The sequence below is a fragment of the Streptomyces sp. PA03-1a genome, assembly GCF_033792805.1.
Classification (GTDB): Bacteria; Actinomycetota; Actinomycetes; order Streptomycetales; family Streptomycetaceae; genus Actinacidiphila.
On record NZ_JARAVO010000049.1, the window covers coordinates 25,560 to 44,077 of the forward strand.

16 protein-coding genes are annotated in these 18,518 nt (G+C 71.4%); 9 read left to right on the top strand and 7 right to left on the bottom strand.

What is annotated here, in order from left to right:
• Nucleotides 1–9: 9 nt before the first annotated feature.
• The 7 genes from nuoL to PV341_RS13705 all read left to right on the top strand — a co-directional run bounded on the left by nuoL (nucleotide 10) and on the right by PV341_RS13705 (nucleotide 9,953).
• Nucleotides 10–1,908: an NADH-quinone oxidoreductase subunit L gene (gene nuoL / locus PV341_RS13675; RefSeq protein ID WP_500329510.1), complete on the top strand. Its 1,899-nt coding sequence runs from the start codon at nucleotides 10–12 to the stop codon at nucleotides 1,906–1,908.
• Nucleotides 1,908–3,503, top strand: a complete 1,596-nt coding sequence (locus PV341_RS13680) for an NADH-quinone oxidoreductase subunit M (RefSeq protein ID WP_500329512.1) — start codon at nucleotides 1,908–1,910, stop codon at nucleotides 3,501–3,503. The genes nuoL and PV341_RS13680 overlap by 1 nt, the downstream gene beginning before the upstream one ends.
• Entirely contained in the window at nucleotides 3,500–5,152 is a 1,653-nt protein-coding gene (gene nuoN / locus PV341_RS13685) for an NADH-quinone oxidoreductase subunit NuoN (RefSeq protein ID WP_500329514.1), read from the top strand. Before PV341_RS13680 ends, nuoN begins: the two co-directional genes overlap by 4 nt.
• A gap of 389 nt (nucleotides 5,153–5,541) precedes the next feature.
• Nucleotides 5,542–6,528, top strand: coding sequence for a polyprenyl synthetase family protein (locus PV341_RS13690; protein WP_500329545.1), 987 nt, complete (start codon nucleotides 5,542–5,544; stop codon nucleotides 6,526–6,528).
• 264 nt (nucleotides 6,529–6,792) lie between these two features.
• Nucleotides 6,793–8,088, top strand: a complete 1,296-nt coding sequence (locus tag PV341_RS13695; protein WP_500357907.1) for a LolA family protein — start codon at nucleotides 6,793–6,795, stop codon at nucleotides 8,086–8,088.
• A gap of 40 nt (nucleotides 8,089–8,128) precedes the next feature.
• Nucleotides 8,129–9,094 (top strand): ABC transporter ATP-binding protein, encoded by a 966-nt coding sequence (locus PV341_RS13700; protein ID WP_499513346.1) that lies wholly within the window; start codon nucleotides 8,129–8,131, stop codon nucleotides 9,092–9,094.
• Nucleotides 9,081–9,953, top strand: coding sequence for an ABC transporter permease (locus PV341_RS13705; RefSeq protein ID WP_500329517.1), 873 nt, complete (start codon nucleotides 9,081–9,083; stop codon nucleotides 9,951–9,953). The genes PV341_RS13700 and PV341_RS13705 overlap by 14 nt, the downstream gene beginning before the upstream one ends.
• A 10-nt stretch (nucleotides 9,954–9,963) precedes the next feature.
• Here the strand turns inward: PV341_RS13705 and PV341_RS13710 are convergent, their stop codons facing one another.
• Both PV341_RS13710 and PV341_RS13715 read right to left on the bottom strand, forming a co-directional pair.
• Complete coding sequence (locus tag PV341_RS13710) at nucleotides 9,964–10,521, bottom strand: flavodoxin family protein (RefSeq protein ID WP_500329519.1); 558 nt, start codon at nucleotides 10,519–10,521, stop codon at nucleotides 9,964–9,966.
• Nucleotides 10,522–10,626: 105 nt separating this feature from the next.
• Nucleotides 10,627–11,076, bottom strand: a complete 450-nt coding sequence (locus PV341_RS13715) for a VOC family protein (protein WP_500357909.1) — start codon at nucleotides 11,074–11,076, stop codon at nucleotides 10,627–10,629.
• A gap of 65 nt (nucleotides 11,077–11,141) precedes the next feature.
• Here PV341_RS13715 and PV341_RS13720 point away from each other — a divergent pair, with 65 nt between their 5' ends.
• Nucleotides 11,142–11,756, top strand: coding sequence for a CGNR zinc finger domain-containing protein (locus PV341_RS13720; RefSeq protein ID WP_500329522.1), 615 nt, complete (start codon nucleotides 11,142–11,144; stop codon nucleotides 11,754–11,756).
• 61 nt (nucleotides 11,757–11,817) lie between these two features.
• On the opposite strand, the gene rarD is transcribed toward PV341_RS13720, so the two are convergent.
• Nucleotides 11,818–12,813, bottom strand: a complete 996-nt coding sequence (gene rarD, locus PV341_RS13725; RefSeq protein ID WP_500329524.1) for an EamA family transporter RarD — start codon at nucleotides 12,811–12,813, stop codon at nucleotides 11,818–11,820.
• A 146-nt stretch (nucleotides 12,814–12,959) separates the two neighbouring features.
• Entirely contained in the window at nucleotides 12,960–13,817 is an 858-nt protein-coding gene (locus PV341_RS13730) for an SDR family oxidoreductase (RefSeq protein WP_500329526.1), read from the bottom strand.
• Nucleotides 13,818–13,922: 105 nt separating this feature from the next.
• Here PV341_RS13730 and PV341_RS13735 point away from each other — a divergent pair, with 105 nt between their 5' ends.
• Nucleotides 13,923–14,318, top strand: coding sequence for a winged helix-turn-helix transcriptional regulator (locus PV341_RS13735; RefSeq protein ID WP_499513353.1), 396 nt, complete (start codon nucleotides 13,923–13,925; stop codon nucleotides 14,316–14,318).
• 64 nt (nucleotides 14,319–14,382) lie between these two features.
• On the opposite strand, the gene PV341_RS13740 is transcribed toward PV341_RS13735, so the two are convergent.
• The 3 genes from PV341_RS13740 to PV341_RS13750 form a co-directional block, all read right to left on the bottom strand.
• Nucleotides 14,383–15,468, bottom strand: coding sequence for a 2-oxoacid:ferredoxin oxidoreductase subunit beta (locus PV341_RS13740; RefSeq protein ID WP_500329528.1), 1,086 nt, complete (start codon nucleotides 15,466–15,468; stop codon nucleotides 14,383–14,385).
• Nucleotides 15,461–17,386, bottom strand: a complete 1,926-nt coding sequence (locus PV341_RS13745) for a 2-oxoacid:acceptor oxidoreductase subunit alpha (RefSeq protein ID WP_500357911.1) — start codon at nucleotides 17,384–17,386, stop codon at nucleotides 15,461–15,463. The genes PV341_RS13740 and PV341_RS13745 overlap by 8 nt, the downstream gene beginning before the upstream one ends.
• A gap of 258 nt (nucleotides 17,387–17,644) precedes the next feature.
• Nucleotides 17,645–18,304 carry a response regulator gene (locus PV341_RS13750; protein WP_500329546.1) on the bottom strand — a complete coding sequence of 220 codons (660 nt, stop codon included), beginning with the start codon at nucleotides 18,302–18,304 and terminating at the stop codon, nucleotides 17,645–17,647.
• Nucleotides 18,305–18,518 lie beyond the last annotated feature (214 nt).

The following is an 18,518-nucleotide window of genomic DNA, read 5'->3' on the forward strand; positions in this document are numbered from 1 at the left end:
GTAGCGAAAGTGGACTACTTGATCGGATGGCTCGTCCTCCTGCCGCTGCTGGGCGCCGGCGTGCTGCTCACCGGCGGACGGAGGCTGGACCGCACGGGCCACTGGATCGGCACCACGCTCGCGGGGGCGTCCTTCGTCGGCGCGGCGGTGCTCTTCTTCGACATGCTGGGCCGCGGCGGCGAGGACCGCGCGCTGCACTCGACCGCCTTCACCTGGATCTCCGTCGGCGGCTTCCACGCGGACGTGGCCTTCCAGCTCGACCAGCTGTCGATGACCTTCGCCCTGCTGATCACCGGTGTGGGCACGCTCATCCACATCTACTCGATCGGCTATATGGAGCACGACGAGCGGCGCCGCCGCTTCTTCGGCTACCTCAACCTCTTCCTCGCGGCGATGCTCCTGCTGGTCCTCGCCGACAACTACCTGCTCCTGTACGTCGGCTGGGAGGGCGTGGGCCTGGCCTCGTACCTGCTGATCGGCTTCTGGCAGCACAAGCCCAGCGCGGCGACCGCGGCCAAGAAGGCCTTCATCGTCAACCGCGTCGGTGACGTCGGCCTGTCGATCGCGATCATGCTGCTGTTCACCACCTTCGGCACCTTCACCTTCGAGCCGCTCTTCGGCCAGGTGGACAAGGCGGGCGAGGGCGTTCTGACCGGCATCGGCCTGATGCTGCTGCTCGCCGCCTGCGGCAAGTCGGCCCAGGTCCCGCTGCAGTCCTGGCTCGGCGACGCGATGGAGGGCCCGACCCCGGTCTCGGCCCTGATCCACGCGGCGACGATGGTGACCGCCGGCGTCTACCTGATCACCCGCTCCGGCGTGATCTTCAACGCCGCGCCCACGGCGCAGGTGGCCGTGGTGACGGTCGGCGCGGTCACGCTGCTCTTCGGTGCGATCGTCGGTTGCGCCAAGGACGACATCAAGAAGGCGCTGGCCGGCTCCACGATGTCGCAGATCGGCTACATGGTGATGGCCGCCGGCCTCGGCCCGATCGGCTACGTCTTCGCGATCATGCACCTGGTCACCCACGGCTTCTTCAAGGCCGGGCTCTTCCTCGGCGCCGGATCGGTCATGCACGGCATGAACGACGAGGTGGACATGCGGAAGTACGGGGCCCTGCGGAAGTACATGCCGGTCACCTTCGTCACCTTCGGCCTCGGCTACCTGGCGATCATCGGCTTCCCGGGACTGTCCGGCTTCTTCTCCAAGGACAAGATCATCGAGGCCGCCTTCGCCAAGGGCGGCACCGAGGGCTGGATCCTCGGCGGCGCGGCCCTGCTGGGCGCGGCGATCACCGCGTTCTACATGACCCGCGTGATGCTGATGACCTTCTTCGGCGAGAAGCGCTGGCAGCCCGACGCGGACGGTCACGAGCCGCACCCGCACGAGTCGCCGAAGTCGATGACGATCCCCATGGTCGTCCTGGCCTTCGGCTCGGTCTTCGCGGGCTTCCTGTTCAGCTGGAACGAGGCCTTCGTGAAGTGGCTGGAGCCGGTCACCGGTCACGAGGAGGGTCACCCGCCGATCGGCGCGGCCGCCGTCACCGGCGCCACGATGGTGGTGATGGTGCTCGGCGTCGCCTTGGCCTGGGCCGTGTACGGACGCCGCCCGGTGCCGTCCGTCGCCCCGCGCGGCAGCTGGCTCACCCGCGCCGCCCGGCGCGACCTGCTCCAGGACGACTTCAACCACGTCGCCCTGGTGCTGCCCGGCGAGTACCTCACCCGCGGTCTGGTCTACGTGGACCACAAGGGTGTGGACGGCGTCGTCAACGGCACCGCGGCCGCCGTCGGCGGCCTCTCCGGCCGGATGCGCCGCCTCCAGAACGGTTATGTGCGCAGCTACGCCGTGTCGATGCTGGCGGGCACCGCGGTGCTGGTCGCCGCGACGCTGCTGATGAGGGGTGTTGCCTGATGTCCTTCCCCCTGCTCACCCTGACCGCCGGCCTGCCGGCGCTCGGCGCGATCGCCACCGCCGCCGTGCCGGCGGCGCGGCGCGAGGCCGCCAAGTGGCTGGCGCTGGCCGTCTCACTGGCGACGCTCGTGCTGGCCGCGATCGTGTTCGTCCGCTTCGACCCGGGCGGGGCCCGGTACCAGCTCGGCGAGTCCCACGCGTGGATCGCCGACTTCGGGGTCCGCTACGAACTCGGCGTGGACGGCATCGCCGTCGCGCTCATCGGGCTGACCGCGCTGCTCGTCCCGTTCGTCATCGCCGCGGGCTGGCACGACGCCGACCCGCTGGAGGAGAAGAACCCCAACCGCCGCTGGCGGCCCACCCAGGGCTTCTTCGCGCTGATCCTGCTGGTCGAGGCGATGGTGATCATCTCCTTCGAGGCCACGGACGTCTTCCTCTTCTACATCTTCTTCGAGGCCATGCTCATCCCGATGTACTTCCTCATCGGCGGCTTCGGGGACCGTGCCCACGAGCACGGTGAGGAGGAGGCGGCCCGGCAGCGCTCCTACGCGGCGGTGAAGTTCCTGCTCTACAACCTGGCCGGCGGGCTCATCATGCTGGCCGCGGTCATCGGGCTCTACGCCGTCACCGCCGACCAGCTCGGCCAGGGCACCTTCTCCCTCCAGGAGATCCTGCAGGCCCGGGCGGCCGGCAAGCTCGACATGTCCACCACCGCGGAACGCGCCCTGTTCCTCGGCTTCTTCTTCGCGTTCGCGGTCAAGGCCCCGCTGTTCCCGCTGCACACCTGGCTGCCCAACGCCATGGGCGAGGCCACGGCGCCGGTCGCGGTGCTCATCACCGCGGTCGTCGACAAGGTCGGCACCTTCGCGATGCTCCGCTTCTGCCTCCAGCTCTTCCCCGAGGCCAGCAAGTGGGCGACGCCGGTGATCCTGGTGCTGGCGCTGATCAGCATCGTCTACGGCGCCCTGGTCGCCGTCGGCCAGCGCGACATCAAGCGGCTGGTCGCGTACGCGTCGATCTCCCACTTCGGCTTCATCATCCTGGGCATCTTCGCGATGACCTCCCAGGGCCAGGGCGGGGCGACGCTGTACATGGTCAACCACGGCATCTCCACCGCCGCGCTGATGCTGGTCGCGGGCTTCCTGATCTCCCGTCGCGGCTCCCGTCTCATCGCGTCCTACGGCGGGGTGCAGAAGGTGGCCCCGGTGCTGGCCGGCACCTTCCTGATCGGCGGTCTGGCCACCCTGTCGCTGCCGGGGCTCGCGCCCTTCGTCAGCGAGTTCCTCGTCCTCGTCGGGACGTTCAGCCGCTACCCGGCCGTCGGGATCGTCGCCACCACCGGCATCGTCCTCGCCGCGCTGTACGTCCTCGTCCTGTACCAGCGGACGATGACCGGCCCGGTGAAGGCCGAGGTGCAGGGGATGCCCGACCTGAAGGTCCGGGAACTCGCCGTCGTGGCGCCGCTGATCGCGCTGCTGATCGTGCTCGGCGTGTACCCGAAGCCGCTGACCGACGTCGTCAACCCGGCGGTGCAGCAGACGCTCTCCGACGTGCACAAGACCGACCCCAAGCCGGCGCTGGAGGCATCCAAGTGAGCAGCACAGTTGCTGTCCACAGCCTGTGGACAACGGCGGCACCGCTCGCCGCCGACAAGATCAACGCGCCGAAGATCGAGTACGCCCAGCTGGCTCCGGTCCTGATCGTCTTCGGTGTGGCCGTCCTCGGCATCCTCATCGAGGCGTTCCTGCCGCGGCGCCTGCGCTACACCGGGCAGGTCGGCCTCGCGGTCGTCGGCATGGCCGCCGCCTTCGCCGCGGTCGTGGCGCTCGCGGCGGGCGGCTACGCCACGACGAAGGCCCACATCGCCGCCATGGGCGCGGTCGCCGTCGACGGCCCGGCCCTCTTCCTGCAGGGCACGATCCTGCTGGTGGGCCTGGTCGGGGTGTTCACCTTCGCCGAGCGCCGGCTCGACCCCAAGGCGCACGGCCGGCACGTCGACTCCTTCGCCGCGCAGGGCTCCGCGGTGCCGGGCAGCGACCAGGAGAAGAACGCCGTCAAGGCCGGTTTCACCACCACCGAGGTCTTCCCGCTGCTGATGTTCGCCGTCGGCGGCATGCTGATCTTCCCGGCGGCCAACGACCTGCTGACGCTCTTCGTGGCCCTGGAGGTCTTCTCCCTCCCGCTCTACCTGCTCTGCGCCCTCGCCCGGCGGCGGCGCGCGATGTCGCAGGAGGCGGCGGTCAAGTACTTCCTGCTGGGCGCCTTCTCCTCCGCCTTCCTGCTGTTCGGCATCGCCCTGCTGTACGGCTACGCGGGCACCGTCTCCTACTCCGGCATCGCGTCGGTCGTGGACGGCACCGCCAAGCTCAACCCGGCGCTGGCCGACTCCGCGGGCAACGACGCGCTGCTGCTGATCGGCGCCGCGCTGGTCGGCATGGGCCTGCTGTTCAAGGTGGGCGCCGTGCCGTTCCACATGTGGACGCCGGACGTCTACGAGGGTGCTCCGACCCCGGTCACCGGCTTCATGGCCGCGGCCACCAAGGTCGCCGCCTTCGGCGCGCTGCTGCGACTGCTCTACGTGGTCCTGCCGGAGCTGCGCTGGGACTGGCGGCCGGTGCTGTGGGGCGTCGCGATCCTCACGATGCTGGTCGGCGCGATCGTCGCGGTCACCCAGACCGACGTGAAGCGCCTGCTCGCCTACTCCTCGATCGCGCACGCCGGCTTCATCCTGGCCGGTGTCATCGCGGCCACGCCGGAGGGCATCTCCTCGGTGCTCTTCTACCTGGCGGCGTACTCCTTCGTGACGCTGGGCGCCTTCGCCGTCGTCACGCTGGTGCGCGACGCCGGCGGGGAGGCCACACACCTGTCGCGCTGGGCGGGCCTGGGACGGCGTTCGCCACTGGTGGCCGCGGTCTTCGCGGTCTTCCTGCTCGCCTTCGCCGGCATCCCGCTGACGTCCGGCTTCGCCGGGAAGTTCGCGGTCTTCAGCGCCGCCGCGCAGGGCGGGGCGGTGCCGCTGGTGATCGTGGGTGTGATCTCGTCCGCCATCGCGGCGTTCTTCTACATCCGGGTCATCGTGCTCATGTTCTTCAGCGAGCCCAAGGCCGACGGCCCCACGGTCGCCGTGCCCTCGCCGCTGACGTCCACGGCCATCGCACTGGGCGTGGCGGTCACCCTCGTGCTGGGTGTCGCGCCCCAGTACTTCCTGGACCTCGCGAACCAGGCGGGCGTCTTCGTCCGCTGACCCCACCGCACGGCCCGGCCCGTGCGGCCATCCACGGCGCGGCTCCCCGCACTTGGCGGGGGCCGCGCCGTTCGGCATGGCGGGCGGCTCGCGGGGAAGGCGGAACAGCGGCGCAGACTCCTCGCGCAGCCCGCTCCGGGTGCCGTCCGGGGGGTGTGCGGGGCGGCGGTGAGGCCCCACGGCCGGGCGCGGCACCGGAAAGGACCGGCCGTACACGCGGGCAAAACCGGGCGTAGTGGCCCGCGGGGGCCATGCCCTCGCAGTGATCGAGAGGCGACCGGTTACTCTGCCAGGTGTAGTGCAGCGCCACGCCGCAAGCCGCAGAAGTGATCTCAGCGACAGGAGAATCCCAGGTGACGACCGTCGTCGGGCCCTTCGGGCTGAGCGTAATGGACGAGGACCTCGAGTCCGCCGTCCGGGCCGGGCTGTCCGCCGTCGAGGCAGGCCTCATGGAGGCCACCAAGAGCGATGTGCCGTTCATCACGGAGGCGGCCCGCCACCTCGTGCACGCGGGCGGGAAACGGTTCCGTCCGCTGCTGTCGCTGCTGGCTGCCCAGTTCGGCGACCCGCACGCGCCCGGCATCGTGCCGTCGGCCGTGGTGGTGGAACTGACGCACCTGGCGACGCTGTACCACGACGACGTCATGGACGAGGCCGCGGTGCGGCGCGGCGTGCCGAGCGCCAACGCCCGCTGGGACAACTCGGTCGCCGTGCTGACCGGCGACTTCCTGTTCTCCAAGGCCTCGCACATACTGGCCGACCTCGGGCCGGAGGCCGTACGCATCCAGGCCGAGGCCTTCGAGCGGCTGGTCACCGGACAGATCCTGGAGACCGTCGGCCCGCGCGACGGACGCGACCCGATCGACCACTACCTGGAAGTGATCGCCGGCAAGACGAGTTCGCTGATCGCCGTCTCGTGCCGCTTCGGCGCCATGATGTCCGGCGCGGACGAGAGCGTCGTCGACATCCTCACCCAGTACGGGGAGCGCGTCGGCACGGCCTTCCAGCTCGCCGACGACGTGCTGGACATCGCCAGCGACTCGCACGAGTCCGGTAAGACCCCGGGCACGGACCTGCGCGAGGGCGTGCCGACCCTGCCGGTGCTGCACCTGCGTTCGGCCGTGGCCAAGGCCAACGCTTTCGCCTCGGCGGACGACCTGCGGCTGTGCGAACTGCTGGACGGCGATCTGACGGACGACCGGCGGCACGCCGAGGCGCTGGAGCTGATGCGTGCCCATCCGGCGCTGGAGCAGGCCCGGCGCGACACCGTGCGCTACGCGGACGAGGCGCGGGTGCTGCTGGCGCCGCTCCCCGACTGTGCCGCCAAGCAGGCCCTGGAGGGGCTCTGCGAGGCCGTGGTGCACCGCGCGGGCTAGGTCGGCCCGGAGGTGACCCGGACGGCCGTCCTCCCGGCGCCCGTGCGGTCACCGGGGGCGAGGGGTGCCTTCCGCCCTGAACCGTTGTCAGGGATCGTCATCCCAGAGGTGTACGCCGAGTTGATCCCGGCGGGCGATGCGCCCGAGCGGCCTGATTGATGGGATAAGAGGCACCACCACACGGCGGATCGGGTGACAATGGCCCGAGGTGGACGAGTGCGACGATGACGGGAACCCGCCGTTGACGACGGAGGTAGGGACGTAATGGCACCCATCCAGCCCATGGACGACGACCGGGAACCCCGGCGCCGGACCAAGGCGATACGTTACGCGGTCCCGGTGGCGGCGGCGGGAGTCGCCGCGGCGACCATCGGGCTCGTACCGGCGCTCGCGAACGCGGGCAGCCCGGATCTGCCCGGGATCACGGCCGAGGAGCTGATCGCGAAGGTCGCGGCCTCGGACACCCAGACGATCTCCGGCTCGGTCCGCATCAGCACGGACTTCGGCCTGCCGGCCCTGCTGACCGGCGCCACGGGCGCCGGTGGGCCGTTCGGCGGTGGCGGTGGCGGCCGCGGGGATTCCTCGGCCGACCCGAAGGAGCAGCTGACCCAGCTGCTGGCCGGCTCCCACACCCTGCGCGTCGCGGCCGACGGCCCGCAGAAGCAGAAGGTGTCGATCGTCCGGAACGCCGCGGAGTACAGCCTCATCCACAACGGTGACGAGGTCTGGGCCTACGACAGCGGCAGCAACCAGGCCTACCACCTCACCGGTCTCCCGCGGGAGGCACAGGGTGAGGACCGGGCCAAGGGCGACCGCGAACTGCCCGAGGGCTGGCCGGCCACCCCGCAGGAAGCCGCGAAGAAGATCCTCGACGCGGCGGACGACAGCTCCACCGTCACGGTGGACGGCACCGCGCGCATCGCCGGGCGGGACGCCTACCAGCTGGTGGTCAGGCCCAAGGCCACCGACTCCACGGTCGGGTCGATCAGGATCGGCGTGGACGCCGGCACCGGTGTGCCGCTGAAGTTCACCCTCGCCCCGAGGGGCGGCGGCAAGGCCATCGTCGACGTCGCCTTCACCAAGGTCGACTTCTCCCGGCCCGCCGCCTCGGTCTTCGACTTCACCCCGCCGAAGGGCGCGAAGGTGACGACGGAGAAGGCCGGCGAGAAGGCGGACGGGAAGGCGGACGGGAAGGCCGGGCAGGACGCCCGCGGGGCGCACGAGGAGTTCGGTGACCTCGGCGGCCTGGACGGCCTGGACGGCCTGGACGGCCTGGAGGGCCTCGGCGTCCTCGGCAAGGGCTGGGACTCGATCGCCGAGCTGAAGCTGCCTCAGGAGGCGCTGAACGCCGGCCCGTCCGAGGGCGGGGCCAAGGCCCCCGGCCTCGGCGGACAGGGGCTGCTCGGCACCTTCGGCAAGGAGGTCAAGGGCGAGTTCGGCACGGGCACGGTGGTCGGCACCCGCCTGGTGAACGCCCTGATCACCGACAGCGGCAAGGTCTACGTGGGCACCGTGACCCAGGGCGCCCTGATCAAGGCCGCCGACGCGGCCGCCGAGTAGGGCACGGAGCAAGGCACCGGCACAGAGCGAAGGAGCGCCGATGGGGGAGCCGTCCGCCGAGACCGGTGAGCACGCGATCTCCACGAGCGGACTCACCAAGAGGTACCGCGGCGGACAGCTCGCCGTCGACGGCCTCGACCTGGCCGTCCCCCGGGGCAGCGTCTTCGGCTTCCTGGGGCCCAACGGCTCCGGGAAGACGACGACGATCCGCATGCTCATGGGGCTCATCGCCCCGACCTCCGGCACGGCGCGGGTCCTTGGCGAGCCCATGCCGCGCGCGGTGCGCAGCGTCCTGCCGCGCGTGGGCGCGCTGATCGAGGGCCCCGCCCTGTACGGCTTCCTCTCCGGCCGTGACAACCTGCTGCGCTTCGACGCGGCCGATCCGACCGCCGGTCCCCGCACCCGCGGGGACCGGGTCGACGCGGCCCTGGAGAGGGTCGGCCTGGCCGCCGCCGCGGGCAAGAAGGCGCGTGCCTACTCCCTCGGCATGAAGCAGCGGCTCGGCCTGGCCGCCGCCCTGCTGCGGCCCCGCGACCTGCTGGTGCTGGACGAGCCCACCAACGGCCTGGACCCGCAGGGCATGCGGGAGATCCGCTCGCTCGTCCGCGAGCTGGCGGCGGACGGCACCACGGTCTTCCTCTCCTCCCACCTCCTCGACGAGATCGAACAGGTCTGCACCCACGCCGCCGTGATGTCCCGCGGCCGGCTGATCACCCAGGGCCCGGTGGAGGCGCTCTCCTCCGCCGGACGCCTGGTGGTCACCACCCCCGACCCCGCCGAGGCGGTGCGGGTGCTGAAGGAGCAGGGGGTCACCGGCCTGGCCGCCGACGGCGACCGGGTCACCGGGGAACTGCCGCAGGACCCCGCGGCACTTCCCGAACTGGCCGACCTCAACGCCGCACTGGTCGCCGCCGGGGTCCGCGTCCGCGGCTTCGGCGTCGAACGGGCGTCACTGGAGGACGCGTTCGTCGCGCTGACCGGAGAGGGATTCGATGTCGCAGGCTGACACCCTGACCAGGTCGGTGTGGCCGATCCGCTCGCTCGGGCTGTTCCGCAGCGAACTGGTGACCGTGCTGCGCCGCTGGCGCACCCTGGCGCTGCTGGCCGTCCTGGCCGGGGTCCCGGTGCTCATCGGGATCGCGGTGCGGATCGAGACCGGTGACGGCGGCTCGGCCGGCGGCGGGGGCGGTGACGGCCCGGCCTTCGTCGCGCTGATCACCAACAACGGTCTCTTCCTGGTCTTCGCCTCGCTCGCCGCGACGCTGCCCTTCTTCCTCCCCATGGCGATCGGTGTCGTGGCCGGTGACGCCGTCGCCGGCGAGGCCAACGCGGGAACCCTGCGCTATCTGCTGGTGGCCCCGGCCGGGCGCACCCGTCTGCTGGTCTCCAAATACGCCTCCGTCCTGGCCTTCTGCCTGATCGGCGCCCTCGTCGTGGCCGTCTCGGCACTGGTGACCGGCGCCTTGCTCTTCCCGCTCGGCGACGTCACCCTGCTGTCGGGCACGACGGTCCCCTTCTCCGAGGGGCTGTGGCGCGCCCTGCTGGTCGCCCTGGTCGTGGCCGCCTCGCTCACCGGCATCGCCGCGCTGGGCCTGTTCATCTCCACGCTCACCGACAGCGGCATCGCCGCCATGGCCACCACCGTGGGCCTGCTGATCACCGTGCAGATCGTCGACACCATCCCCCAACTGCACGCCGTGCAGCCCTACCTCTTCCCCCACTACTGGCTGAGCTTCGCCGACCTGGTCCGCGACCCCGTCTACTGGGACGAGATGCGCAGCAACTTCCAGCTCCAGGCGCTCTACGTGGCCGTGTTCGGCTCCGCGGCCTGGGCCCGCTTCACCACCCGCGACATCACGGCCTGACCGCCGCCGGTCAGCTGAAGAAGGTCTTGGCCCGGCCCAGGGCCGCCGTGTCCCTCAGCACGTCGCCCGGCCGGGTGCCGTAGCCCAGCAGCGCCCCGCCCCAGCGCATCCCGGCGTAGTCGGCCGTGTGGCGCAGCGTCCCCACCAGCGGGGCGGCCGTCGCCGGGTCCTGGCCTCCGTGCACGGTCACCGACCACAGGGTCTTGCCGCGCATCCGCTCCAGGAAGTCCAGCCCCGGCACCCGCATCCAGCCCGACCAGTGGTCCAGGTAGAGCTTGGTGCTGGTCGAGACGCTGTACCAGTACAGGGGGGAGACCACCACGATGTCGGTGGCCGCCAAGGTGGCCTCCAGGAGCGTCGCGGCGTGCCCCGACGGTGCGGGATAGCGGCCGTCGCCGTCGTGCCGGAGGTCCTCGAAGAGCGGCAGCGGCAGGTCCTTCAGCCGCAGCCAGCGCCGGTCCACCACGGGCGGAAGCTGCTCGGCGGCGTGCCGCGCCAACGCCTCGGTGTTGCCGTCGGCGCGGCTGCTTCCCACCAGGAACAGGAAGGACCGCTCTGAGTCCGACACCCCGTCATCTCCTTGCGTATGCATTAGTTGCGTACGCATGGAGATGTTGTCACCGCGCCGCCCCCGCCGTCAAGGCGAGTGCCGGAGGCCCAGAGGGCCGGCGGGCTACTCGACGTCGAACTCGTTCCCCTCCGGGTCGGCCATGGTGACCCAGGTGCCGGAGGGCTCCGCTATCCGCCGCAGCACCATCGCGCCGAGCCCTTCCAGCCGGGCCACTTCCGCCTCCAGCCGTCCGGTGCCCGGGTGGAGGTCGATGTGCAGCCGGTTCTTCACCGTCTTGGTCTCGGGCACCCGCTGGAAGAGGATGCGCCGCCCCAGGCCCGAGCCCTTCTCGTCGTCGTAGGGGTCGTCGGGGTGGCGCACGGCGGCCAGGTCCCGCCAGGCCTTGCGGCCGGCCGCCTCCGTCAGGACGTCCTGCGTCACGGCGCCGAACCCCAGCAGCTTCTCGATCAGCACGCTGTGGTCCTCGAGCGTGTACTCCAGGGCCTCCGCCCAGAAGGCGGCCTGCCGGTGCGGATCCGCCGCGTCGACCACGAGCTTCCAGTGAACTGCCATGCCGTGCCCCCTCGTTCGCGTCTCCTCCGGCCTTTGGCCAGCCTGTAACCAGTTATATTGGTTACATGACGGAGCCCGCAATCGGTCTGGTCCTCCATTCATCCGAAGGAGTCGCCTACCGCTTCGATCCGGGCGCGCTCGCCCTTGAGTTGCTGCCGACGGGCGGCCCCGGCGCCTACGCGCGCCACGAGGTCCTCCACGAGCCCGCCGACCTGGTCCGCTGGGCGGTGGCGTCCCGGCTGCGCCCCGACCCGGGCGGCCTCGCCGTCTCCCCGGAGGACGTCGCCGCGGCCCGCTACCTGCGCGACGCGCTCTGGCACATCGCCGTCGCCCGCGTCCACGGGGAACCCCTCCCCGCCCCGGACCTCGTCGTCCTGAACGAGGCCGCCGCCTGGCGTCCCCCCACCCTGCGTCTCGCCCCCGACGGGGGCAGCTCCTGGCGTACCCCGGTCACCGGCACCCAGGTGCTGGCGGCCGTCGCACGGGACGCGGTGGAGCTCTTCTCCGGCCCCCACGCCGACCGCGTCCGCGAATGCTCCGCCCACGACTGCCGACTGGTCTTCGTGGACACCTCGCGCCCCGGCCGGCGTCGCTGGTGCGCCATGGAGCACTGCGGCAACCGCCACAAGGTCCGTGCCCACCGCTCCCGCAGGGAGGCGTACGAGGCGCCGGAAGGCTAGTGCCCGTGCGTGTGCCCGTGCGTCCGTGCGCCCGTGTGCGCGTGCGTGTGGACGCCGCCGCTCAGCCGGTGACGGCCCCGCGCGGCGCCGCCTCGTCGGGCACCACCGCGGCGTCGCGCACCGCGATCCGGCCGCGCCGTGCGGTCCGCAGCGCGTCCCAGGTCAGCAGGGCCAGGGCGAGCCAGACGAGGGCGAAGCCGGCCCAGCGCTCGGCCGGCATCTCCTCGTGGAACCAGAGCAGTCCGAGCCCGAACTGGAAGACCGGCGCGAGGTACTGCAGCAGCCCCAGCATGCTCAGCGGGATGCGGATGGCCGCCGCGCCGAAGCAGATCAGCGGCACGGCGGTGACGACGCCGCACGCGGCGAGCAGGGCGGCGTGGCCGGCCCCGTGCGAGGCGAAGGTGGTGTCGCCGCGGGTGCCGAGGAAGGCCAGGTAGCCGAGCGCCGGCAGGAACTGGAGGGCCGTCTCGGCCGCCAGCGACTCCAGGCCGCCCATGCCGACCTTCTTCTTGATGAAGCCGTAGGTGGCGAAGGAGCAGGCCAGGGTCAGTGCGATCCAGGGCAGCCGCCCGTAGCCCAGGGTCAGCACCAGGACGGCGGCGGCGCCGACGCCCACGGCGGCCCACTGCGCGGGGCGCAGCCGCTCGTGCAGGACGAGGACGCCGAGGCCGATGGTGACGAGCGGGTTGATGAAGTAGCCCAGCGAGGTCTCGACGACGTGGCCGCTGTTGACGCCCCAGATGTACAGGCCCCAGTTCACGGATATGACGGCCGCCGCCACGGCCAGCAGCGCCAGCCGCCGCGGCTGGCGCAGGAGTTCGGGGACCCACGCCCAGCGGCGCATCACCAGCAGCACGAGGGAGACGACGACCAGCGACCAGACCATGCGGTGGGCGAGGATCTCGCCCGCGCCGGACGGTTCGAGGAGCGGCCAGTAGAGGGGGAAGAGCCCCCAGAGCCCGTAGGCGGCGAATCCGTACAGCAGACCGGCACGCTGCTCGTTCACTCGTTCCTCCCGGGGCGCTGGCCGACCGCTCGAAGGTAGCGTGCGGGGCATTCTCCCGTCATCTGCGTATCGCATGACGGTCATGACACCCTCGCCGCGGACCGGGAACGCACCGGGACCGGACGGACACGGGGCGGGGCCCCCGCGGCCGGAGGGGATCCGCCGCGGGGGCCCCGCCGTCCGGCGGGCGGCCGGGGTCAGCCCTTGAGCGCCGCCGCGATCGTGTCCGCGAGCGGGGTGGTGGGACGTCCGATCAGCCGGGCGAGGTCGCCGCTGCCGCCCTGGAGGAGCCCGCGGGAGACGCCGGCGACGTCCACGTCGACGTAGATCCCGGCCACCGCCTCGGGCAGCCCGGCGCCGGTCAGGACCGCCAGGAAGGCCTCGGCGGGCAGGTCGGCGTAGGCGACCGGGCGGCCGGACTGCCGGGCCAGCTCGGCGGCGTACTCGGCCAGCGTCCAGGCCTCGTCCCCGCTGAGCTCGTACACCGCGTCCTCGTGCCCCTCGCCGGTCAGCACGGCGGCCGCGGCCGCCGCGTAGTCCTCGCGGGTGGCGGAGCCGATGCGGCCCTCGCCCGCGCTGCCCGCGACGCCGTGCTCCAGCTGGACGGCGATCTGCGCGGTGTAGTTCTCGGTGTACCAGCCGTTGCGCAGCAGCGTGTAGGTCAGCCCGGAGTCCAGCAGGGCCTGCTCGGTGGCCTGGTGCTCGGCGGCGAGCCGGAAGTCGGCGGCCGGCCCGCCGAGGACGCTGGTGTACGCGAGCCGGGCGACCCCCGCCTCCTTGGCGGCCTCGATCACGGCGGTGTGCTGCGCGACGCGCTGCCCGACCTCGCTGCCCGAGATCAGCAGCACCACGTCGCCCGCGCGGAAGGCGTCCTTGAGGGTCGCGGGCGCGTCGTAGTCGGCCACCCGGAGCTCCACGCCCCGGGCGGCGAGGTCCGCGGCCTTGTCCGCGTCCCGTACGACGGCCACGACCTGCTCGGCCGGGAGGTCGGCCAGCAGCCGCTCCACGACCAGCCGGCCCAGCTGTCCGGTGGCTCCGGTGACGACGATGCTCATGACGGGTTCACTCCAGTCCCTGGTGTCCTTGTGCGTGATGACGGGACTAACCCTAGGGCCAGTACTAACTTCCAGAAAGTACCCACTTCAAAGTAAGCTAGTGGTATGGACGTAAGGGAAGAGCTCACCGCCGTGCTGCAGGCGCCCCCGGACGTGAACGCGCGCAACTGCCCCTCGCGGGTGATCCTCGAACACGTCACCAGCCGCTGGGGCGTGCTGGTACTCGCCGCACTGACCGACGGCACCCTGCGCTTCAGCGAGCTGCGCCGCACGGTCGGCGGGGTCAGCGAGAAGATGCTCGCCCAGACCCTGCAGACCCTGGAGCGCGACGGCTTCGTGCACCGCGAGGCGCACCCCGTCATCCCGCCGCGCGTGGAGTACTCCCTCACCCCGCTCGGCAAGGAGGCCGCGGACCAGGTCTGGGCCCTGGCCCGCTGGACCGAGGGCCGCACGGAGCAGGTGATGGCGGCCCGCCGGGCGTACGACGAGGCCCGGACCTGATCGTCAGGCCCGGGCCCCGTACGGCCGCTGCGGTGGGTGCGGTCGGCGTGAAGGACGCGGTGGGTCAGCCCACGACCGTCCACGTGTCGTTGCCGGCCAGCAGTGCGGCGATGTCGCCCTTGCCGTGCTGCTCGACGGCCTGCTCCAGCTGCTCGGACATCAGCACGTCGTAGACCGGCCGTTCGGCGCTGCGGAACACGCCGATCGGCGTGTGGTGCAGCGTGTCGGGGTCGGCGAGCCTGGACAGGGCGAAGGCCGTCGTGGGCGACGCGGCGTGCGCGTCGTGCACCAGGACCTCGTCCTCGTTCGAGGCGTCGACGTCGACGACCTTCAGGTCGCCGGTGGCCCGGTCGCGTACGACCCCCTTGGCGTTGTCCGCGCCGAAGCGGATCTGCTCCCCGTGCTCCAGCCGGATCACCGCGTTCTCGGCGGAGGCCCGGTCCTTCAGCACCTCGAAGGCGTTGTCGTTGAAGATGTTGCAGTTCTGGTAGATCTCCACGAAGGCCGTGCCCGGGTGCGCGGCGGCCGCCCGCAGCACGCCCGTCAGGTGCTTGCGGTCGGAGTCGACGGTGCGCGCCACGAAGGAGGCCTCCGCGCCCAGCGCCAGCGAGACCGGGTTGAAGGGCGCGTCCAGCGAGCCCATAGGCGTCGACTTGGTGATCTTGCCGAGTTCGGAGGTCGGGCTGTACTGCCCCTTCGTCAGGCCGTAGATCCGGTTGTTGAAGAGCAGGATCTTGAGGTTCACGTTGCGCCGCAGCGCGTGGATCAGGTGGTTGCCGCCGATGGACAGCGCGTCGCCGTCACCCGTGACGACCCACACCGACAGGTCGCGCCGCGAGGCGGCGAGCCCGGTCGCGATGGCCGGGGCACGGCCGTGGATGGAGTGCATCCCGTAGGTGTTCATGTAGTACGGGAAGCGGGAGGAGCAGCCGATCCCGGAGACGAAGACGATGTTTTCCCGGGCCAGGCCCAGTTCGGGCATGAAGCCCTGCACGGCGGCGAGGATCGCGTAGTCACCGCAGCCGGGGCACCAGCGCACTTCCTGGTCCGACTTGAAGTCCTTCATGGACTGTTTGGCTTCGGCCTTGGGGACCAGGGACAGCGCCGGCAGCCCCGGCGTGCGGTGTTCGACGGCAGGCGCCTCAGACATCTGCGCTCTCCTCCTGGATGGCGGCAGCGAGTTGCTCGGCCTTGAAGGGCAGGCCGGTGACCTGGGTGTGCGAGCGGGCGTCGACCAGGTACTTCGCCCGCAACAGGTGGGCGAGCTGGCCGAGGTTCATCTCCGGGACCACTACCTTCTGGTAACGCCCGAGGACCTCCCCGAGATTCCTCGGGAAGGGGTTCAGATGGCGCAGATGGGCCTGCGCGACCGCGCCCCCTGCGCCCCTGATGCGCCGTACGGCCGCCGTGATCGGCCCGTACGTCGAGCCCCAGCCGATCACCAGCGTCCGCGCCTGGCCGTCCGGGTCGTCGACGACGACGTCGGGCACCTCGATGCCGTCGATCTTGGCCTGCCGGGTGCGCACCATCAGGTCGTGGTTGGCCGGGTCGTACGAGATGTGCCCCGTGCCGTCCTGCTTCTCGATGCCGCCGATCCGGTGCTCCAGACCGGGGGTGCCCGGCACCGCCCAGGGGCGCGCCAGGGTCTCGGGGTCGCGCAGGTACGGCCAGAACTCCTCGGTGCCGTCCTCCGCGACGTGGTTGGGCGTCGTCGCGAACTGGACCCGCAGGTCCGGCAGCTCGTCCAGCTCGGGGACCCGCCACGGCTCGGAGCCGTTGGCCAGGTAGCCGTCGGAGAGCAGGAGGACCGGGGTGCGGTAGGTCAGCGCGATGCGGGCCGCCTCCAGCGCCGCGCCGAAGCAGTCGCCGGGGGTGCTTGGCGCCACGATCGGGACCGGCGCCTCACCGTTGCGCCCGTACATCGCCTGCAGCAGGTCGGCCTGCTCGGTCTTGGTCGGCAGGCCCGTCGAGGGCCCGCCGCGCTGGATGTCGACGACCAGCAGCGGCAGCTCGAGCGAGACCGCGAGGCCGATGGTCTCCGACTTCAGCGCGACACCCGGGCCGGAGGTGGTCGTGACGGCCAGCGAGCCGCCGAAGGCCGCGCCCAGAGCGGCGCCGATGCCGGCGATCTCGTCCTCGGCCTGGAAGGTGCGCACGCCGAAGTTCTTGTGCTTGCTCAGCTCGTGCAGGATGTCCGAGGCCGGGGTGATCGGGTACGAGCCCAGGAAGAGCGGCAGGTCCGCCTGGCGGCTCGCGGTGACCAGGCCGTACGACAGCGCCAGGTTCCCCGAGATGTTGCGGTAGGTGCCCGCGGGGAAGGCCGCCTCGGCCGGGGCCACCTCGTAGCTGACTGCGAAGTCCTCGGTCGTCTCGCCGAAGTTCCAGCCCGCGCGGAAGGCCGCGACGTTCGCCTCGGCCAGCTCGGGCTTCTTCGCGAACTTCTTGCGCAGGAAGTCCTCGGTGCCCGCGGTGGGCCGGTGGTACATCCACGACAGCAGCCCGAGCGCGAACATGTTCTTGCTGCGCTCGGCCTCCTTGCGGGTCAGCGGGAAGTCCTTGAGCGCCTCGACCGTCAGGGTGGTCAGCGGCACCGGGTGCACCGCGTAGGCCGACAGCGAGCCGTCCTCCAGCGGCGAGGCCGCGTAGCCGACCTTGGCCATCGCGCGGGTGGTGAACTCGTCCGTGTTGACGATGACCTCCGCGCCGCGCGGCAGGTCCCCGATGTTCGCCTTCAGTGCCGCCGGGTTCATCGCGACCAGGACGTTCGGGGCGTCACCCGGGGTGAGGATGTCGTGGTCGGCGAAGTGCAGCTGGAAGCTCGACACGCCCGGCAGGGTGCCTGCCGGAGCCCGGATCTCGGCCGGGAAGTTCGGCAGGGTGGACAGATCGTTGCCGAACGACGCCGTTTCCGAGGTGAACCGATCTCCCGTGAGCTGCATGCCGTCGCCGGAGTCCCCGGCGAAACGGATCACCACCCGATCGAGCTTCCTGGTCTCCTTGGCCGGTTTCCGCTGCTCTCCCAGAACGGGATGATCGGGGGTTGTCGGGCTGCTGACCTGGCTGGTCACTGAATCGGACCTCCTTCGAGGCGGCGGCTCACGACCGGGGCCGTGACCTTGTGTCCCACGCGCCATCGTACGTGGGTAAGGGTCGCCTTCCCGGGTCTTCCCGCATCGTGAACGCCGCGCTGGGCTCCCTTTGTGCCCTGATGGGTCACGGTCACCGCCCCCCGGAGCCCGTGCTGCCTGCTTCCTCCATATGGGACGCCTTCCGGCGCCGCTCCGGTTCTACGCCTCCGCGGGATCCTCTGACGATACGTCAGAGGATCAGGAATTGAGGTACGTGAGCACGGCCAGGACACGCCGGTGGTCGCCCTCGCTGGGGGCCAGCCCCAGTTTGAGGAAGATGTTGCTGACGTGCTTCTCCACCGCGCCGTCGCTCACCACCAGCTGCTTGGCGATCGCGGAGTTCGTCCGTCCCTCCGCCATCAGCCCCAGCACCTCGCGCTCCCGCGGGGTGAGGCCGGCCAGTACGTCCTGCTTGCGGCTGCGTCCCAGCAGCTGCGCGACCACCTCCGGGTCCAGGGCGGTACCGCCGCCGGCCACCCGTACGACCGCGTCGACGAACTCCCGGACATCGGCTACCCGGTCCTTGAGCAGATACCCGACCCCGCGGGAACTGGCGGCCAGCAGCTCGGTGGCGTACCGCTCCTCCACGTACTGCGACAGCACGAGCACACCCAGCCGCGGGTGGTCGCGGCGCAGCCGCACCGCGGCGCGCACGCCCTCGTCGGTGTGGGTCGGCGGCATCCGCACGTCGGCCACGACCACGTCGGGCACCGCGCCCTCCGCGGCGAGCTCGCCGATCACCTTCAGCAGGGCCTCGCCGTCGCCGACCCCGGCGACGACCTCGTGCCCGCGGTCGGTCAGCAGGCGGGTCAGTCCCTCCCTCAGCAGCACCGAATCCTCGGCGATGACCACCCGCACCCTGTCCTCCACCGCTACCGGCTCCCCCGTGTCGACGTCGACACGGGGGAGCCGGTAGCGGTGGAGGACAGGGTGGTCGTACACACGGCCTTGTCGCGGGAAGTAGGAATGCTGGGACGGTGCAGCACGCCGACGTCGAAACGTGGAAGCCGGTAGCGGTGGCGGACTGGTCATTTATACAACACTGCAGTCAGCGGAGAATACACCTTCGTCA